Origin of the sequence: Shinella zoogloeoides (assembly GCF_033705735.1) — a bacterium.
In the GTDB taxonomy this organism is placed as follows: Bacteria; Pseudomonadota; Alphaproteobacteria; order Rhizobiales; family Rhizobiaceae; genus Shinella; species Shinella zoogloeoides_A.
Window position 1 is genome coordinate 601,914 of the sequence record NZ_CP131131.1, and the last position, 15,703, is coordinate 617,616.

A 15,703-nucleotide genomic window follows, 5' to 3' on the forward strand; every position below is an offset into this window, starting at 1 on the left:
GGTTCTACGGTTCGAATCCTCGCACGCCGTCATGACGAGTCTTCGACATCCTGATTGGTGGAGGACGGAATTATGCCGGGCCAATAGAAGGCATTGGTGGTTGGACGTGGACCGAATATCGCTTGGCCGACCCGAACGACATCCGCGCCTTCTTCAATGGCCATCTCGAAATCCCCCGACATGCCCATGGAAAGCTGTGTCAGGCTGGCATGGGCTGTCACGGCGCGATCCCGCAAACCGCGGAGCAGGCGAAAGCAGGTGCGCACCCGCTCATGATCGGCGCTAAAGATCGCCAGCGTCATCAGACCACGCGGCTTGAGCCGGGGGTATTCGGATAAGCGCGCGACGAACGGCATGAGATCGGCGGGATGCAGGCCATATTTGCTTTCCTCGCCGGAGGTGTTCACCTGCACGAACACGTCGAGATCGCGATCTAGGGCATCGAGCCGGCGGTTCAGTTCCTCTGCCAGGCGGAAGCTGTCCAGCGCGTGAAACTCTGTCGCCAGCCGGACTAGATATTTCACCTTGTTGGTCTGGAGATGGCCTATGATGCTCCAGCGGATTGGCAAATCGCTCAAGGTTGCCTGCTTGTCACGAGCCTCCTGGAGCTTGTTTTCCCCAAAGTCCGAAATTCCGGTAGCATGGGCGAGCCGCAAGATGTGAGCCGGGACTGTCTTGGTAACAGGAAGAAGGCGCACGTCGTCAGGGGGCCGTCCGCTACGATGGCAGGCAGTTGCGATACGCGCCTGCACGGCTTTCAGGTTCGCCGCGAATGTCGTCGTGGGATCGTTGCCGAAGCGAGCGATGTCCTCTGGCGAAAGCTCGATCTTAGATCGTGTGTTCATGCCGATCTCGCCCCGAATCAATAGGGCAACGGGAAACGCGCGACGAGCTGGCGTATCCGGCCCTTGATGTCCGGCCGGCGCGCATCGAGCGTTCCGCTACGGACAGCTTCGAGAGTGTCGAGCATGAACGCGGCAATCTGGCGATATTCATCGACACCAAAGCCGCGCGATGTCCCGGCGGCGCTGCCGACACGGATGCCGGATGTGACCATCGGCTTTTCCGGGTCGCTCGGTATAGCATTCTTGTTCAGCGTGATGCCGACTGATTCCAGCGCCTTTTCGGCGATATTGCCGGTTACGCCGATGGGACGCAGATCGACCACGGCCAGATGGCAATCCGTGCCGCCGGGGGTGATCTTCAAGCCGCCATCGGCAAGAGCCTGCGCCAACGCCTGACAATTCTCGACCACCGCCCGCGCATAAGTTTGGAACGATGGTTCCAGCGCCTCGCCGAATGCCACGGCCTTCGCGGCGATGACGTGCATGAGCGGACCACCTTGCAGACCGGGAAAGACTGCCGAATTGATCTTCTTCGCGATCTCCGCGTCATTGGTCAGGACGACCCCACCGCGTGGTCCTCGCAAGGTCTTGTGCGTGGTCGAGGTGATGACATCGGCGAAGGGAACGGGCGACGGATAGACGCCACCGGCCACGAGGCCGGCGAAGTGCGCCATATCGACCAGCAGGGTCGCGCCAACGTCATCGGCGATCTGTCGGAAGTGCGCGAAGTCCATGACGCGCGGATAGGCCGAACCGCCGGCAATCATCAGCCTGGGCCGGTGCTGACGGGCAAGCGCGGCCACCTGATCCATGTCGATGAGATGGGTTTCCGGGTCCACGCCATAGCTGACGACGTTGAACCAACGGCCCGACATGTTGACCGCAGCTCCATGAGTGAGATGCCCGCCCGCCTTGAGGTCGAGTCCGAGGATCGTATCGCCAGGGTTGAGCAGCGCGAGGAAAACCGACTGGTTGGCCTGGCTGCCCGAATGCGGCTGCACATTGGCGTAGGTGCTGCCGAACAGCCTGTTCAGCCGCTCAATCGCCAGATCCTCGACGACATCGACATTCGCGCAGCCGCCATAATAGCGGCGATGCGGATAGCCTTCGGCATATTTGTTGGTGAGCACCGATCCTTGCGCATCGAGCACGGCCTGGCTCACGAAATTCTCCGAGGCGATCAGTTCGATGGATTCGCGCTGCCGGATCGTTTCGCTGGCGATTGCGGTGGCAACGGCATTATCGGCGACAGACAACCCGGCTGCGCTCACACCTGCTTTTTTGACATTCTGGACTGCGTGCGGCGCGGCCGATGTTTGCATTGCTGATCTCCTTCAAGGTGCTGATGACTGGTTCGCCGCCGGGCTGCCTCGCGCGGCGGTGTTTCACCAGCACCTATCATGGGCGTGGTCTGCTGTTCCCCTCCGCTTGCCGCGAGTTGATCAGACCATTCGATTTGAGACGGAAACGGCCGATCTATGATTTCGATATCACCCGGAGCGCGTTTGCCAGCTTCTTGACCGCAACCTCGATCTCGGCCGGCGTATAGGCGGCAAAGCCCATCAGGAAACCGGCCCTGGCTTCGCCGGATGCGTGCAGCGCCGACAGCCCGAGAAGTTCGATCCCGACACGTCGCGCCGCGTCGATGGCTGCGCGCTCGGATAGATCGCCTGTCAGCAAGCAGGGCATTTGTAGCCCGCCGATGGGAACGCGCGGTTCGACAAAATCCGACAGGTGTTTGTTGACCAGTCCAACGAGCACGTCGAGCCGCTCGGCATAGATGCCGCGCATGGTGCGGACATATGCGCCGAAATGCCCGCCTTCCATAAAGCGGGCCAACGTCAGTTGCGCCATGGGAGCCGTGTGACCGTCCAGAAGCGTGCGCGCCACCGTCATCGGCTTCACCAGTTGCGGCGGCAGCACGACATAGCCGATCCGCAAGCCTGGAAAGAGCGACTTGGTGAAGGTGCCGATATAGATGGTGCGATCATGCGGATCGAGACCCTGCACGCAAGCCGTCGGCTTGCCCGCATAATGAAACTCGCTGTCGTAATCGTCTTCGATAATCCATGCCTGGTGCCGGGCGGCCCATTCGATCAGGGCGAGCCGACGATCAAGCGCCAGCGTCGCGCCGGTTGGGAACTGATGCGAAGGCGTGAGGAAGACGGCCTTTGCCTTTCGTGGTTCGGCCCTGATCTGCTCGACCACGATGCCCTGCCGGTCAACGTGGATCGGAACACACTCCAATCCTGCCGCATCGAAGGCTTTGCGCGCGCCGTAATAGGCCGGGTCTTCGATGAAGCTCCGATCACCGGGATCGAGCAGCATATTGGCGCAGAGCGACATGGCCTGTTGCGAACTGGTCAGCACCAATACGCGGTCGGCGGTGGCGCGCGCACCGCGCTCAAGGTTCACATAGTCGGCGATGGTGCGGCGCAGCGGCTCGGTTCCCTGCGGATCGCCGTGATGGAGGGCCTGCGCGCCGACCTCCTTGCGCACCTGCCGTTCCAGCCTCTCCCAGAGCGGAAGCGGAAATGTCCGGGTTTCCGGCACGCCATGCGCAAAGGGGCGCGGGATCAACATCTCGCGCACCCCGCCGCTGCGGAACATGCCGTTGCCGCGCTTGCTGAGGTTCGGGGCCTGGTTGCGCGCGAGCGCGTCACGCTGGGAAAGACGGCGGCCGGGCGTGAACTCTGTGATCTCGGCTACGAAACTGCCGCTGCCGACACGGCGGTCGATGAACCCCTCAGCATGAAGCTGCGCGTAAGCCGTTTCAATCGTGTCGCGTGACACCCCCAACGATTTTGCGAGCGCACGCGACGCCGGCAGCGGCTTGCCCGGCCCCAGTGCGCCATCGACGATCAGTTGCCGGATCGCCCGCTGAATCCGCGCATGAAGCGGCATCGCCGCATGGGCGGGATGGGCAAGCCATGCCTTCACGGATTCGAGTTGGGAGTGCTTGAACAAATGGTCCGAATCTCTCTGGGAAAATGGATGGGCAAATCAGGCCATTGATCGGCTACTTGTCAAGGCAATTCGTCGCCTCCGCGATCCCAAAGCCTTCAGGAGTTTCGTCACGACCATGCCTTCCAGCTCATCACCCATTCGTCTCAACGATCTGACCTATCCCATCGTGGCGGGATTGATCTCCGTTATCGTCAATTATGGCGGCACCTTCATTCTGGTCTTTCAGGCCGCAAAGGTCGCGGGGCTTAGCCCGGAATTGACGGCCTCCTGGGTGTGGTCGGTTTCGATTGGCGTCGGGTTGACCGGACTGTTCCTGAGCTGGAGGTTTCGCGAACCAATCATCACCGCCTGGTCCACGCCAGCGGCGGCGTTCCTCGTCACGGCATTGGCAACGACGCCCTATTCAGAGGCGGTCGGCGCTTACATGATCTCGGCGGTGGCCTTCGTCGCGCTTGGACTGTCGGGCTATTTCGAGAAGGTGATCTGGCTGATTCCGCCGGGCATCGCCTCTGGTCTGCTTGCGGGCATTCTGTTGCAATTCGGCATGGGCGCATTCGGTGGCGCAAGCGTCGATCCGCCGCTGGTCGGCCTCCTGATCGTCGCCTATGTCGTGTTGAAGCGCTTCTCCGCCCGCTATGCCGTGGTCGGCATCCTCGCCCTCGGACTGGTCTTCCTGCTGACACAGGGCCGGGTCGATCTGTCGGGGTTGAAACCGGAGTTTGCCGCGCCCGTCTTCACCATGCCGGAGTTTTCGCTGAATGCACTTCTATCCGTCGCGCTGCCCCTATTTCTCATCACGCTGACCGGCCAATACATGCCGGGAATGCTGGTGCTGCGGAATGATGGTTTCAAGACGAGTGCTAATCCCATCGTCACCGTGACGGGCCTCGGTTCTCTCATCATGACCCCGTTCGGCTCCCATGCCTTCAACATCGCGGCCATCACGGCGGCAATCGCCACTGGCAGGGAAGCCCATGAAGACCCGCGCAAGCGCTGGATCGCCGGCATCGCGGCGGGCTGCTTCTATGTGCTGGTCGGGGTGTTCGGCGTCACGCTCGCCGCCGTCTTCATGGCCTTCCCGGCAACCTTCATCACGACGCTTGCCGGTCTGGCGCTGCTCGGCACCATTGGCAGCAGTCTCGCCGGAGCGATGGCCGATCCGACATCGCGTGAAGCTGCACTCATCACCTTCCTGGCGTCCGCTGCCAACATCAAACTGCTCGGCATCGGCGGTGCGTTCTGGGGGCTGATGATCGGCCTTGTCGCTTACATGGTTCTGAATGGCCGTCTGCCGTGCCGTGAACAAGGAAGGCGGCGGGGTTGCGGCTGTGATGCTGGCGTGAGGGAACGCGATGAGTGACCATCGAAGTTGAAGTGAAGGCCCTTGCGAACGATACTAGACATTATCGGAGATATCTGAGGCTCAGCAATATTAGAGGCATTGCCAAAGCACAGAAGGACAATCCTCCCAGGTGCTGGCACCCCAGGACTCCAAGTACGCCACCGAGTGCGAAGAAGACAATCGTGGCGAAGTGGAGCTTCAAGCGCAGTACAATTGCTAGCTTCTCAGTGCTCGAGTTGCCTCCTAAGAGCATGGCGATGCCAACGCCGATGTCGGTAGCGATGCCCGAGACGTGGGTTGTTCGCACACGACTACCGGAAATCCGGGTTGACGCCGCATTTTGTAATCCCATGGTTAAGCTTAACAGGCCTACTACTAGCACGCCATGTGGTGGCCGCGTGCTCAGGCTGATGACAAGCCCCACAAAGATAAGAAAAGCGGCCTCGATAATCAATGTAAGGGCGTAGATGTTGCTGCGCTGCTGTCGTTTGCCAAACTCGATAAGAATCGAGGCAATGAAAGCGCCAAAGATGAACATCGCTACGATTGTCAGGAAACCGAGCGCCAAGTCGGATTGCGAGACCGCAAAGAGATCGGAGGCCATCGAGACATTGCCGGTCATGTTGGCCGAGAAGTAGCGGTAGCCAAAGTAACCAGCACTGTTCACGCCGCCTGCGACGAACGCCAGAATTGAGGCCAGCATCAGGTCGGTTGCTGGTGTCCTCTTGTCACCTTCTTGGATGAGCATTTCGATTTTACATTGCTATGGATGCGGTGAGGGAACGAGCCCACGCCTCATTCCTGCGGGGCAAGATGCAACGCCAACGCTCGAAAGTCGATGGGGTCAGAGACCCATTTATGTATCCGAGAAGTGTCGGTCGCTCGGGGCTAAGCCGTCCTAAAACCGGAATGATATGTTCAGGCGAAGGCAAGTTGCCGTCGAGTTTTTGGCGGTGCGACTGCTTGGCTGCTGAGGATCCCTGCAACAGGAGCTGCACTCTTGTTGTTCGCGGCGCAGGGTCTGGCAGATGCTGGTCAGGCAGCGAATCTAGACCAAGCGTACTAGTCCGCCACAGGAGTTAAAGGGGCTGATGCGCAAGAGCACCATACGGTTCGAGCACAGGTGAGAGCGAGACCGTCATCGTGTTTGGACTATGCGTGGTTAAACTGAAGATCAGCTTGCAGCCCGTTGTCGGTTTCCCGGTTCCGCAACGCAAAGCCTATGCGATAGGCATCGACGATTTCGCGGACGATGGAGAGACCGAAACCCGAGCCGGGTGATGCCGTGTCGAGACGCCAGCCTCGGCGGGTGAGATTGTCGAGTTCCTGCTCCGGCACGCCTGGGCCATCGTCCGAGATTGTGAGATGCAAGCTGGTTTCATCGCGCCACCAGCGGACGTGGATCTCGGCCTTTGCCCATTTGACGGCATTTTCGAGCAGGTTGCCGATGAGCTCGCGAAAGTCGGCTGGGTCCATGGCCACGGTCTCGGTGCTTGGGCCGTCGATCTCGAACCGCAGCCGCTCGCCGGATGGGGAGCGCTTGAGGATGCGCACGAGCTCGCCGACGATCATGGCGACGTCGGCATCCGAGCGGCGCAGTTGCGCGCTGGCGGTGATGCGGGCGAGCGCCAGCTCGCGTTCCACGTGGTTGCGCATGACGGATGCCAGATGCTCCAGTTCGTCCGCCATGGCGGTATTTCCCTTGTCGCGCAGGGTCACGGCGTCGTTCGAGAGCACAGTCAGCGGCGTGCGCAGGCCGTGGGCGAGGTCGGCCGCGCGCTTCCTCGCCTTGCCCATCATCGCTTCCTGCGTATCCAGAAGCGCATTGACTGCCGCCACGGTGCTCTGGAATTCGCTAGGATAGGGGCCGGTCAACTGGCTGGCACGCCGCTCGCGGATGCGCACGATCCCTTCGTTCAGCGCCGCCAGCGGCCGCAGCCCGAGGGTGAGCTGCAGGATCGACGCGACGACGAGGAAGGCGCCGAGCCCGGCGACGGCCGGCAAGATGTCGCGGATGAAAGCGGTCCTGGCCTCCTCCAGCGTGCGCGCGTCGATGGCGGCCGCGATGCGCAGCGCGCGTGTCCCCTCTGGTGCGGCGACCCGCACGAGCCGTTCGAGGACGATCAGCGAACTTCCGGCTGGGCCGGGCAGCAGGTAGCGATGGACCGCGCCCTCGGCGTGCTGGTCCGCAGGCAAGGCGAGGGCCGTGTCGAACAGCGAGAGCGAACGGATGGTCTGCCCCCGCGCATCGTCGACGATCTGCCAGTAGAGCCCGCCATAGGGCGTGGCGAAGCGCTGGTCGAGCGGACTTTCCGGGCGCTGGAGCGTGCCGTCGGCGGCAAAGGACAGCGCGCCGGCCAGCGTGTTGATATGGCTGGTCAGCTCCGCGTCGATGCGATTGCTGATGTTGCTCGAGAAGAGCGAGACCAGCAAGGTGACGGTCAGCGTCAGCGCGAGGCTCACCGTCAACGCGGAAATCAGCAGGAGGCGGCTGCGAATGGAGGCGGGCCATCTCATGCGGCGGCGATCCGGTAGCCGTAGCCGCGGCGCGTCTCGATGAAGGCCTTTCCCAGCTTACGCCGCAGCCGGCCGATCAGCACCTCCACCGAGTTGCTGTCGCGGTCGAAATCTTGGGCATAGAGCTGCTCGGTTAGTTCCTGCTGGCTGACATAGCGCTCGCGGTTCTGGAACAGATGGTGCAGGCAGCGATATTCGAGCGGCGTCAGGTCGATCGGACGGTCCCGGAGCGTCACGGATTTGCTGCGCGGATCGAGATGCAGGTCGCCGGCACTGAGCACCGGGCTCGGCTCGCCAGCATAGCGGCGCAGGATAGCGCGCAGGCGGGCGAGGACTTCCGCGATCTGGAAGGGCTTGGCGAGGTAGTCGTCCGCCCCGGCGTCGATGCCTTCCACGCGCTCTTCCCAGTTGCCGCGCGCCGTTAGGATGAGGACGGGGAAGCGGCGCCCGTCCTTGCGCCAGCGCTTCAGGATAGTCATGCCGTCCATGGAAGGCAGGCCGAGATCGAGAATGACGGCGGCGAAATCCTCGCTCTCACCGCGATACCAACCGTCTTCGCCGTCGCGGGCATGGTCCACGACATAACCCGCCCGCTCCAGATGGGCGATGAGATCGCGGGCGATCAGCCGGTCGTCTTCGACGAGCAGTATGCGCATCATTCGTTCTCGACTTCGAGGATCGTGCCGCTCGCTGCGTCCATCTCGATTTCGACGAGCTGTCCCTCGGGCGACAGGACTTTGAATTTATAGAGGAAGCGCCCGTGTTTCCGGCGCGGCTCCACGCGCACGATATCGCCCTTGAATCGCTGGCGCACGATCTCGCGCAATTCGGCGAAGGGTTTGATTGTGCCCCTCGAGACCGCCTCCTGGGCAGCGTCGAGGGTGTGCCCGTCCGTGTCGTCGCCGTCATCGTCCGCATGGGCGGCCACGCCGGCCGACAGGAGCCCGGCAAGGGAAAGGGCGGCGATGGACATGAGGAGGATACGCATGATCGAAGCGTAGCACGCCGAGGCTGAAATTTTGCTGACATTTCCCGTCAGCCATCGCTCAGCCACGGTTGCCTATGGTGCGTCCAGCGTCGGGGCAGGGTGCTCCGGCCGGCCACAAGGAGAAATTCCATGAAGACATTCCTTCTCGCAACCGCCCTTCTGGGCTTGTTCGCCGCCGGTGCGGCCCGCGCCGAAGATGAAGGCAAGGGTTGCAACGTGCCGAAGGACAAGTGGATGACCGAGGACGCCATGAAGGACAAGGCCAAGGCGATGGGCTTCGACGTCCGGCGGATAAAGGTCGAGAACGGCTGCTACGAAGTCTATGCGATCGACGCCAAGGGCGCCAAGGTCGAGACAATCTTCAATCCGCAGACCGGCGAGCCCGTCGGCTCGGAAGGAGCGGAATGATGGCGCCGCTCTCCCGAACCAGTGGGGCGGGGGAAAGCGTCAAGGTGTGGGACCCGCTCGTGCGGGTCTTTCACTGGTCGCTGGTCTGCCTCTTCGTTTTTTCCTTCGTTACCGGCGACGAATGGAAGAAGGCTCATATCCTTTCCGGCTATGCTATCGCCGGGCTGATCGCCTTGCGCCTTGCCTGGGGGCTGCTGGGGCCACATCACGCACGCTTCGCCAACTTCCTCTACGCCCCCACGACGATTCTAGCGTTCCTCCGTGACAGCCTCGCCTTCCGCGCCAAACGGTATCTCGGCCACAATCCGGCGGGTGGCGCTATGGTCGTCCTGCTGCTCACTGCGGTGTCCGGCATCGTGACCACCGGTTATATGATGACCACGGATGCCTATTGGGGGGTCGGCTGGGTGGAGGATGTCCACAAGGTCCTTGTCTATTCGACCATCGGGCTGGTCGCCCTGCATATCGCTGGCGTTGTTCTAGCCAGCGTCGAGCACCGGGAAAACCTCGTGCGTGCCATGGTGACGGGAAGAAAGCGCCGCGAAGGTTGATGTGCGGTTGTCTATATGGCACCATTTAGAATAGTTCTAAATAAATAGCCTGACGTCATCATGCAACCACAGTCGATCTGCTGAAATCGGAGATGCCATGCGCGCCGTCCACAAGGAAAGCCACCTCATCGAACGTATCGGCTGGCTCCGCGCGGCGGTGCTGGGTGCCAATGACGGGCTGATCTCGACGTCGAGCCTCATCGTCGGTGTCGCGGCGGCGACCGCGGCATCGCAGGAAATCCTCGTCGCTGGTGTCGCCGGGTTGGTGGCTGGTGCGATGTCGATGGCGGCAGGGGAATATGTCTCCGTCAGCTCCCAGGCCGATACGGAACAGGCCGACATGGCGCGTGAGCGTCACGAGCTGGCCACCCAGCCGGAGGCGGAGCTGGCAGAACTCGCCGCAATCTACGAGCAGCGCGGTGTCGCGCCGGATCTTGCCCGCCAGGTCGCCGAACAAATGATGGCGAAGGACGCCTTCGAAGCTCATGCACGGGACGAACTTGGCCTGTCGAGCCACGTAATGGCGCGGCCTGTCCAGGCGGCGCTGACGTCGGCGGCGACATTCGCGACGGGCGCGGCCCTGCCGCTGGCGGTCGCCCTGCTGACGCCGTCGGGAACGGCCGTCTGGGCTGTGTCCGTTGCCTGTCTCATCGGGCTTGCCGTCCTCGGCGCGATCGGCGCGCGTGCCGGCGGTGCTGGCATCTGGCGGCCGACTGTCCGGGTCGTTTTCTGGGGCGCGGTCGCCATGGCGTCGACGGCGGCCATTGGCACCCTCATCGGCCGGGCGATCTGATCATGAAACGTCTGTCGTTCGATACGCCGACGATGATGTCGCTGCTGACGGTGCTGGGCATGATCCTCGCCGCGGCCGGAACCTGGCCGCCGGTCGAGGGGCTTGCCGTTCTGCGCTGGCCCGGGCTGGCGCTCGTCTATGTCGCTGGTGGGGTGCCGGCCACGGGGAGCGCGCTTTTGGCCCTGTGGCGAGAGCATGTCCTGGACATCGATCTCTTGATGGTGGTCGCGGCAGTCGCGGCCGCAGTTGTCGGCGCGCCGTTCGAAGGCGCCGTGCTGCTGACGCTGTTCAGCGTATCGACGACGCTCGAGCATCAGGCGCTCGGACGTGCGCGCCGCGCCGTCGAGGCGCTGATGGCGTTGCGCCCCGAAACGGCGTTCCGCAGGCAGGCCGATGGCTCTGTCCTGGAAGTTCCCGCGGCGGAGCTGGCTGTTGGGGATGTGGTGATCCTGCGGCCCGGCGCTCGCGTGCCGGCCGATGGCGTCATCCTGCGGGGGCGCGGCGGCATCGATGAAGCCAATATCACCGGCGAATCCATGCCGGTCTCCAAGGAGGCGGGCCAGCAGGTGTTCGAGGCCACGGTCAATCTGGACGGCATTCTGGAGGTCGCGGTCGCAAGAACGATCGGTGACAGCACGATCGCCCGCATGATCCGGCTGGTCACGGAGGCCCAGGAGGCCAAGGCTCCATCCGAGCGTTTCAGCGCCTGGTTCGGGCAGCGCTATACTGTCGCCGTCCTTCTGGGTGCAGCTCTCGCCTTCGCTGTTTTCTATGGGATCGGGCGCGATTGGGAGCCGGCGCTCTATCGCGCTGCGACCCTGCTGGTCGCGGCCAGCCCCTGCGCGATCGTCATATCGGTGCCCGCGGCGATCCTATCGGCACTCTCGGCGGCCGCGCGGGGCGGCGTGTTGTTCAAGGGCGGCGGCGCGCTTGAAACGCTGGCCGCCGTTGATGTCTTCGCCTTCGACAAGACAGGCACGCTCACCAACGGCCGGGCGGCCGTGACGCGGATCGTCGCGTTGGACGGGGACGAACGCGGCTTCCTGTCGCTGCTGGCCGGGCTCGAAGCCCATTCCGAGCATCACGTCGCCGCGGCGATCCGCCGGGAGGCGGCCGCGCGGGATATAGAGCCGGCGCGTGTCGCGGATGTCAGCGCTCGCCCGAGCGCCGGAATCGTCGGCACGGATGCGCTTGGCGTGCTCTGGGCTGGAAACCTCCATCTCGTCCGAGACATGGGGGCTTCTGTCGACCGTATTCAGCTTCAGGAACTCACCGACAGTGCCGAAACCGTCGTCTATCTGGGGCGTGGAGAAAACATCCTCGGCGCCGTCAGCGTGGCGGACGAGGCGCGGGCAAGCTCTGCCCCGGCGCTTGCGGCCCTGCGCGCCGACGGCGTGCGCCGCATCGTCATGATGACCGGTGACCGTCGGTCGGTGGCGTTGCGGATCGGCGCGGGGCTCGGCCTCGCTCCCGATGAGATTCATGCCGAAATGCTACCGCAGGACAAAGTGCTCCATGTGGGGGAACTGGCGGGCGGCGGCACCGTGGCCTTCGTCGGCGACGGCGTCAACGACGCGGCCGCTCTTGCCCGCGCCGATGTCGGCATCGCCATGGGGGCAGCCGGCTCGGAGGTCGCCCTTCAGGCGGCCGATGTGGCTCTGCTGTCGGAAGACATGAAGAAATTGGCCGATGCGCACCGGCTGGCGCGCCGGACCGCGGCGGTCATCCGGCAGAACCTTGTCGTCGCGATCGGTGCCATGCTGGTGCTGGTGACGGGCGGATTATTCTTCGATCTGCCGTTGCCACTAGCAGTGGTTGGACATGAAGGCGGGACCGTGCTCGTGGTCCTCAACGGCCTGCGCCTGTTGTCGGACCCGATCCGGTGGCCTGTGGACGCGAGCAGATTCTCCCGTCCTTCAGGGGAGCGGCCGATGGCGGCGCCCACTTCGGCCGCATCGCCCGCCGATGGGCCGGTGTAAGCGCCGGCCGCGCCCAATGGTCAGCAGGACAGGAAGCGATTGCGGGTATTCTCATCGAGAAGCAGCCGCGTGATGCCGCCGAAAGCCCATTCCCGCAGGCGGCTATGGCCATAGGCACCGGTGACGATGATATCTGCATCGCTCGCGTCGATGACTTGTAGGAAGCCGATTGTTTCGTCGGCGCTTTTGATCATCTGCGGCCTCGCTTTCACATTATGCTGGGCGAGATAGGTGACGATCTCGGTGAGACTCTGTATCTCGGCTGGTGTGGGCTCCGGGGAAACAGACACGACGGCAACATCATAGGCGACGGAGAGCAGGGGAAGCGCATCCGCGATTGCGCGGCGGGCTTCACGGGTGTCTTTCCAGCCGACGACGATCTTTCTTGCCGGAAGCGCGTGCTGGCCGCTTCGGATCACCAGCAGGGGACGTCCTGCGCGCAGCACGACGGTTGCCGGGTCCGCCCGGTTTCCGGCCGCCATCAGAACGAGATCGGCGATGCGGGCGGCGGTCACGACCGCCTCGGTCGGCGTCGTCGCTTCCCCGCGCCATTCGGCCTCGATCCGGTTTGCCGCCAGATGAAGGAACGCGGCGCGAATCTCCTCCGCGTGCTTCTTGGGCGTTTCGGTGGCGCAAAGCCCGATGAGCCGTGCACCCGAGCGGGACGCCAGATCGATTGCGGCGCGCATGATCGGCTCAGCGGGCTGGTCGATATCGAGATTGACCAGAATGGATCGATAAGCCATGTGTGCATTCCTCCGTTCAAGGCAAGTGTCGAAGAGCATAATGCCGATCGCGAAGCACATATTGACCTCGGTCAAAATATCGCGTGGCGCATCGCCAATCGATTTTTAGGCCTTCGTGCCGTTGACCGAAATCAACGCCTGAAACAAAGTCCTCCGAATTCTGCCATGATGATTGTTACGGAGGCAGATATGTCGAACACACTCCACACTTTGGCGAAGAATTTCGTGGCCAGGCGGATTGAATCCGTGTCCTGAAGGTCGCCGATCCGGCTTTTGCTGACCTACTGGGGGACTACGACGCGGTGAACGACAACATTCATCTCGCGGTGATGAATGTCGCTCCGGTCGGGCAGGGTCATGAGATGATGCGCCGCAAACAGCGCCTCGCCATCGAAGACCGGATCATGGAAGCGCTTCAAGGCGCCTGACGTTCAGCCGGCAGAGGGCGAGACCGGTCAGCCGCGCCGTCCCGCTTCCAGCAGCGCCTTGCCGTGGATCGCAAGCATGCGCTCCTCATTCGTCGGGATGATCAAGGTCTGGAACGGCGGTAGGAACTTCAGCCGGACGAGGATCGCATCCCGAACCGGCCCCGCGTTTTCCCCGACCCCCCCGGTAAAGACGAAGGCGTCGAGTCCACCCATGGACACAGCCATCATCGCCGTGAACTGCGCTACCTTCAGGGCAAAATAGTCGAGGGCGAAGCCGGCTCTTGAATCCGTGCTTTCGAGCAAGGTCTTCACGTCGTTGCTGAGGCCGGACAGACCCTTCAGGCCGGATCGTTCGTAAAGTGCGTGTTCTACCTCGTCAGCGCTCATGCCGAGCTGACGCAGCATGTAGGTAACTGCGCCGGGATCGATTGCGCCGGTGCGGCTTCCCATCGGTAGACCGTCGAGCGCGGTCATGCCCATCGTCGTGTCGACGCTGATGCCGTCCCTGAGGGCGCACAGGCTCGCGCCGTTGCCGAGATGCCCCACCACGACCCGGCCGCGTGCGAGATCGGGATGTTCGCTTGCAAGCACACGGGAAATCCACTCGTAGGACAGCCCATGGAAGCCATAACGGCGGATGCCTTGGGCCCGTAGCGAGGCATCGACCGCAAAAGCCTGGAAAAGCGGCGCATGGCCGGCATGAAAGGCGGTATCGAAACAAGCGATATCCGGGGCGTCCGAGAGGCGGTCCGAAGCTGCGATGCCCGCAAGGTTGTAGGGCTGGTGCAATGGCGCGAGCGGCGCTAGCGCCGCAAGCCGCCGCAGGATTTGGGGCGTGACGATGACGGGCGCGACGAAATCGGCGCCGCCATGCACGATTCGGTGTACCGTCGCCACCATGCGCCAGGCATCGTCGTACCGGTCGATGAGATCGATCACCGCGCCCATGGCGGTCTCGTGGTCGTTGGCGGCAAGCGCCCTGTCGATATGAACGTCGCCCGCCGTAATTGTCGCGCTCAGTCTTGCCTCGGTGCCTATGCCGGTGACCTTGCCCTTGGCAAGCTTGTCGAGCGCATCGTATCCGAAGATCTCGAATTTCAGGCTCGAGGACCCCGTATTGAGAACGAGCAATACATTCATCATTTGATGCGGCCTTTGGCGCGGGCATCCGCGAGCAGGCAGGCAAGGGCGGAGGACAATAGGCGTGTGCGCTGGTCGTCGGCCCGGCTCGTCAGGACGATGGGAACACGGGCGCCCAGCACGATACCGGCCGCCTCCGCCCCGCCGAGGAACGTGAGCTGCTTTGCCAGCATGTTGCCGGCTTCGATATCGGGAACGAGAAGGATGTCGGCATCGCCGGCGACAGCCGACACGATGCCTTTCTCCCGCGCCGCCTGCGGGCTGATCGCATTGTCGAAGGCAAGGGGACCGTCGATCAGGCAGCCGGTTATCTGCCGGCGGTCCGCCATCTTGCAGAGCGCGGCTGCGTCCAGGGTCGCTTGCATCTTGGGATTGACTGTTTCCACCGCCGCGAGAATGGCGACCTTCGGTGGTCGCGCCTCGCCAAACACCACGCACCAGAGATCAACGGCGTTCTGGATGATATCGGCCTTCACTGGAAGATCGGGCAGGATATTAACGGCGGCGTCGGTAATCATGAACGGCTTCGGATAGGAAGCGATGCTCATGAGGTAACAATGGGAGATGCGCCGCTCCGTGCGCAGCCCGGCGCCGGCCTTCACGATCTCGCCCAGAAGTTCGTCCGTGTGCAGCGAGCCCTTCATGATGGCGCTCACATTGCCACCCGCGGCCAGTTCCGCCGCCTTGGCCGCGGCCGCATGGCTATGCTCAGTGTTGACGATCTCCCACCCTGCTATATCAATCCCGGCCTCTCTGGCCGCCTCGGCTATCCGCGCCGCAGGCCCAATGAGCACCGGCGCGATCAGGCCTTCCCGCATCGCCTCGAAACCGGCCGCAATCACGTTGGCCTTCACTGGATGCACGATCGCCGTACAGGTGGGCGGCAGCTTGCGGCAAAGGGCCAGAATCGCATCTGTCTGTCCACTCATCGCACGTTCCCCTAGCGCCTTATGTAAAGTTGTGGATGAGCAATCTTCACGATGGTCCGACCCTAGGCAA

16 protein-coding genes are annotated in these 15,703 nt (G+C 63.0%); 6 read left to right on the top strand and 10 right to left on the bottom strand.

Going from position 1 to position 15,703, the window contains the following annotated elements; translation table 11 throughout:
• Positions 1-29 precede the first annotated feature (29 nt).
• From ShzoTeo12_RS20540 to ShzoTeo12_RS20550, 3 genes are all read right to left on the bottom strand, one after another.
• Entirely contained in the window at positions 30-845 is an 816-nt protein-coding gene (locus tag ShzoTeo12_RS20540) for a YggS family pyridoxal phosphate-dependent enzyme (RefSeq protein ID WP_119254761.1), read from the bottom strand.
• 17 nt (positions 846-862) lie between these two features.
• On the bottom strand, positions 863-2,167 hold the full coding sequence (gene glyA / locus ShzoTeo12_RS20545; RefSeq protein WP_318913928.1) for a serine hydroxymethyltransferase: 1,305 nt from the start codon (positions 2,165-2,167) through the stop codon (positions 863-865).
• 154 nt (positions 2,168-2,321) lie between these two features.
• A complete protein-coding gene (locus ShzoTeo12_RS20550; RefSeq protein WP_119254763.1) occupies positions 2,322-3,812 on the bottom strand; it encodes a PLP-dependent aminotransferase family protein in 1,491 nt (496 codons plus the stop codon).
• A 115-nt stretch (positions 3,813-3,927) separates the two neighbouring features.
• Here ShzoTeo12_RS20550 and ShzoTeo12_RS20555 point away from each other — a divergent pair, with 115 nt between their 5' ends.
• The gene (locus tag ShzoTeo12_RS20555; RefSeq protein WP_318914335.1) at positions 3,928-5,172 is read left to right on the top strand and encodes a benzoate/H(+) symporter BenE family transporter; all 1,245 of its coding nucleotides are present in this window, start codon (positions 3,928-3,930) and stop codon (positions 5,170-5,172) included.
• Between the two features lie 43 nt (positions 5,173-5,215).
• Here the strand turns inward: ShzoTeo12_RS20555 and ShzoTeo12_RS20560 are convergent, their stop codons facing one another.
• The 4 genes from ShzoTeo12_RS20560 to ShzoTeo12_RS20575 all read right to left on the bottom strand — a co-directional run bounded on the left by ShzoTeo12_RS20560 (position 5,216) and on the right by ShzoTeo12_RS20575 (position 8,659).
• Entirely contained in the window at positions 5,216-5,902 is a 687-nt protein-coding gene (locus ShzoTeo12_RS20560) for a YoaK family protein (protein ID WP_119254765.1), read from the bottom strand.
• A 404-nt stretch (positions 5,903-6,306) separates the two neighbouring features.
• Positions 6,307-7,671 carry a sensor histidine kinase gene (locus ShzoTeo12_RS20565; RefSeq protein ID WP_119254766.1) on the bottom strand — a complete coding sequence of 455 codons (1,365 nt, stop codon included), beginning with the start codon at positions 7,669-7,671 and terminating at the stop codon, positions 6,307-6,309.
• The gene (locus tag ShzoTeo12_RS20570; protein ID WP_119254968.1) at positions 7,668-8,327 is read right to left on the bottom strand and encodes a response regulator transcription factor; all 660 of its coding nucleotides are present in this window, start codon (positions 8,325-8,327) and stop codon (positions 7,668-7,670) included. Before ShzoTeo12_RS20570 ends, ShzoTeo12_RS20565 begins: the two co-directional genes overlap by 4 nt.
• Positions 8,327-8,659: a PepSY domain-containing protein gene (locus ShzoTeo12_RS20575; protein ID WP_119254767.1), complete on the bottom strand. Its 333-nt coding sequence runs from the start codon at positions 8,657-8,659 to the stop codon at positions 8,327-8,329. Before ShzoTeo12_RS20575 ends, ShzoTeo12_RS20570 begins: the two co-directional genes overlap by 1 nt.
• 129 nt (positions 8,660-8,788) lie before the next feature.
• Here ShzoTeo12_RS20575 and ShzoTeo12_RS20580 point away from each other — a divergent pair, with 129 nt between their 5' ends.
• From ShzoTeo12_RS20580 to ShzoTeo12_RS20595, 4 genes are all read left to right on the top strand, one after another.
• Complete coding sequence (locus ShzoTeo12_RS20580) at positions 8,789-9,067, top strand: PepSY domain-containing protein (protein ID WP_119254768.1); 279 nt, start codon at positions 8,789-8,791, stop codon at positions 9,065-9,067.
• Positions 9,064-9,618, top strand: a complete 555-nt coding sequence (locus tag ShzoTeo12_RS20585) for a cytochrome b/b6 domain-containing protein (protein ID WP_413251185.1) — start codon at positions 9,064-9,066, stop codon at positions 9,616-9,618. The genes ShzoTeo12_RS20580 and ShzoTeo12_RS20585 overlap by 4 nt, the downstream gene beginning before the upstream one ends.
• Before the next feature lie 97 nt (positions 9,619-9,715).
• Positions 9,716-10,411 (top strand): VIT family protein, encoded by a 696-nt coding sequence (locus ShzoTeo12_RS20590; RefSeq protein WP_119254769.1) that lies wholly within the window; start codon positions 9,716-9,718, stop codon positions 10,409-10,411.
• Between the two features lie 2 nt (positions 10,412-10,413).
• On the top strand, positions 10,414-12,390 hold the full coding sequence (locus ShzoTeo12_RS20595; protein ID WP_119254770.1) for a heavy metal translocating P-type ATPase: 1,977 nt from the start codon (positions 10,414-10,416) through the stop codon (positions 12,388-12,390).
• A 20-nt stretch (positions 12,391-12,410) separates the two neighbouring features.
• On the opposite strand, the gene ShzoTeo12_RS20600 is transcribed toward ShzoTeo12_RS20595, so the two are convergent.
• Positions 12,411-13,211 (bottom strand): universal stress protein, encoded by an 801-nt coding sequence (locus ShzoTeo12_RS20600; protein ID WP_245424708.1) that lies wholly within the window; start codon positions 13,209-13,211, stop codon positions 12,411-12,413.
• A gap of 227 nt (positions 13,212-13,438) precedes the next feature.
• Here ShzoTeo12_RS20600 and ShzoTeo12_RS20605 point away from each other — a divergent pair, with 227 nt between their 5' ends.
• Positions 13,439-13,564, top strand: a complete 126-nt coding sequence (locus ShzoTeo12_RS20605) for a hypothetical protein (protein ID WP_281048087.1) — start codon at positions 13,439-13,441, stop codon at positions 13,562-13,564.
• Between the two features lie 27 nt (positions 13,565-13,591).
• Here the strand turns inward: ShzoTeo12_RS20605 and ShzoTeo12_RS20610 are convergent, their stop codons facing one another.
• Both ShzoTeo12_RS20610 and ShzoTeo12_RS20615 read right to left on the bottom strand, forming a co-directional pair.
• Positions 13,592-14,707, bottom strand: coding sequence for an acetate/propionate family kinase (locus ShzoTeo12_RS20610; RefSeq protein ID WP_119254773.1), 1,116 nt, complete (start codon positions 14,705-14,707; stop codon positions 13,592-13,594).
• Positions 14,704-15,633, bottom strand: coding sequence for a bifunctional enoyl-CoA hydratase/phosphate acetyltransferase (locus ShzoTeo12_RS20615; RefSeq protein ID WP_119254774.1), 930 nt, complete (start codon positions 15,631-15,633; stop codon positions 14,704-14,706). Before ShzoTeo12_RS20615 ends, ShzoTeo12_RS20610 begins: the two co-directional genes overlap by 4 nt.
• Between the last annotated feature and the right edge of the window lie 70 nt (positions 15,634-15,703).

Bases quoted from the DNA above. Each gene is read 5' to 3' on its own strand.
- ShzoTeo12_RS20540 (WP_119254761.1), bottom strand. From the start codon at position 845: ATGAACACACGATCTAAGATCGAGCTTTCGCCAGAGGACATCGCTCGC.
- glyA (WP_318913928.1), bottom strand. From the start codon at position 2,167: ATGCAAACATCGGCCGCGCCGCACGCAGTCCAGAATGTCAAAAAAGCA.
- ShzoTeo12_RS20555 (WP_318914335.1), top strand. From the start codon at position 3,928: ATGCCTTCCAGCTCATCACCCATTCGTCTCAACGATCTGACCTATCCC.
- ShzoTeo12_RS20560 (WP_119254765.1), bottom strand. From the start codon at position 5,902: ATGCTCATCCAAGAAGGTGACAAGAGGACACCAGCAACCGACCTGATG.
- ShzoTeo12_RS20565 (WP_119254766.1), bottom strand. From the start codon at position 7,671: ATGAGATGGCCCGCCTCCATTCGCAGCCGCCTCCTGCTGATTTCCGCG.
- ShzoTeo12_RS20570 (WP_119254968.1), bottom strand. From the start codon at position 8,327: ATGCGCATACTGCTCGTCGAAGACGACCGGCTGATCGCCCGCGATCTC.
- ShzoTeo12_RS20575 (WP_119254767.1), bottom strand. From the start codon at position 8,659: ATGCGTATCCTCCTCATGTCCATCGCCGCCCTTTCCCTTGCCGGGCTC.
- ShzoTeo12_RS20580 (WP_119254768.1), top strand. From the start codon at position 8,789: ATGAAGACATTCCTTCTCGCAACCGCCCTTCTGGGCTTGTTCGCCGCC.
- ShzoTeo12_RS20585 (WP_413251185.1), top strand. From the start codon at position 9,064: ATGATGGCGCCGCTCTCCCGAACCAGTGGGGCGGGGGAAAGCGTCAAG.
- ShzoTeo12_RS20590 (WP_119254769.1), top strand. From the start codon at position 9,716: ATGCGCGCCGTCCACAAGGAAAGCCACCTCATCGAACGTATCGGCTGG.
- ShzoTeo12_RS20595 (WP_119254770.1), top strand. From the start codon at position 10,414: ATGAAACGTCTGTCGTTCGATACGCCGACGATGATGTCGCTGCTGACG.
- ShzoTeo12_RS20610 (WP_119254773.1), bottom strand. From the start codon at position 14,707: ATGATGAATGTATTGCTCGTTCTCAATACGGGGTCCTCGAGCCTGAAA.
- ShzoTeo12_RS20615 (WP_119254774.1), bottom strand. From the start codon at position 15,633: ATGAGTGGACAGACAGATGCGATTCTGGCCCTTTGCCGCAAGCTGCCG.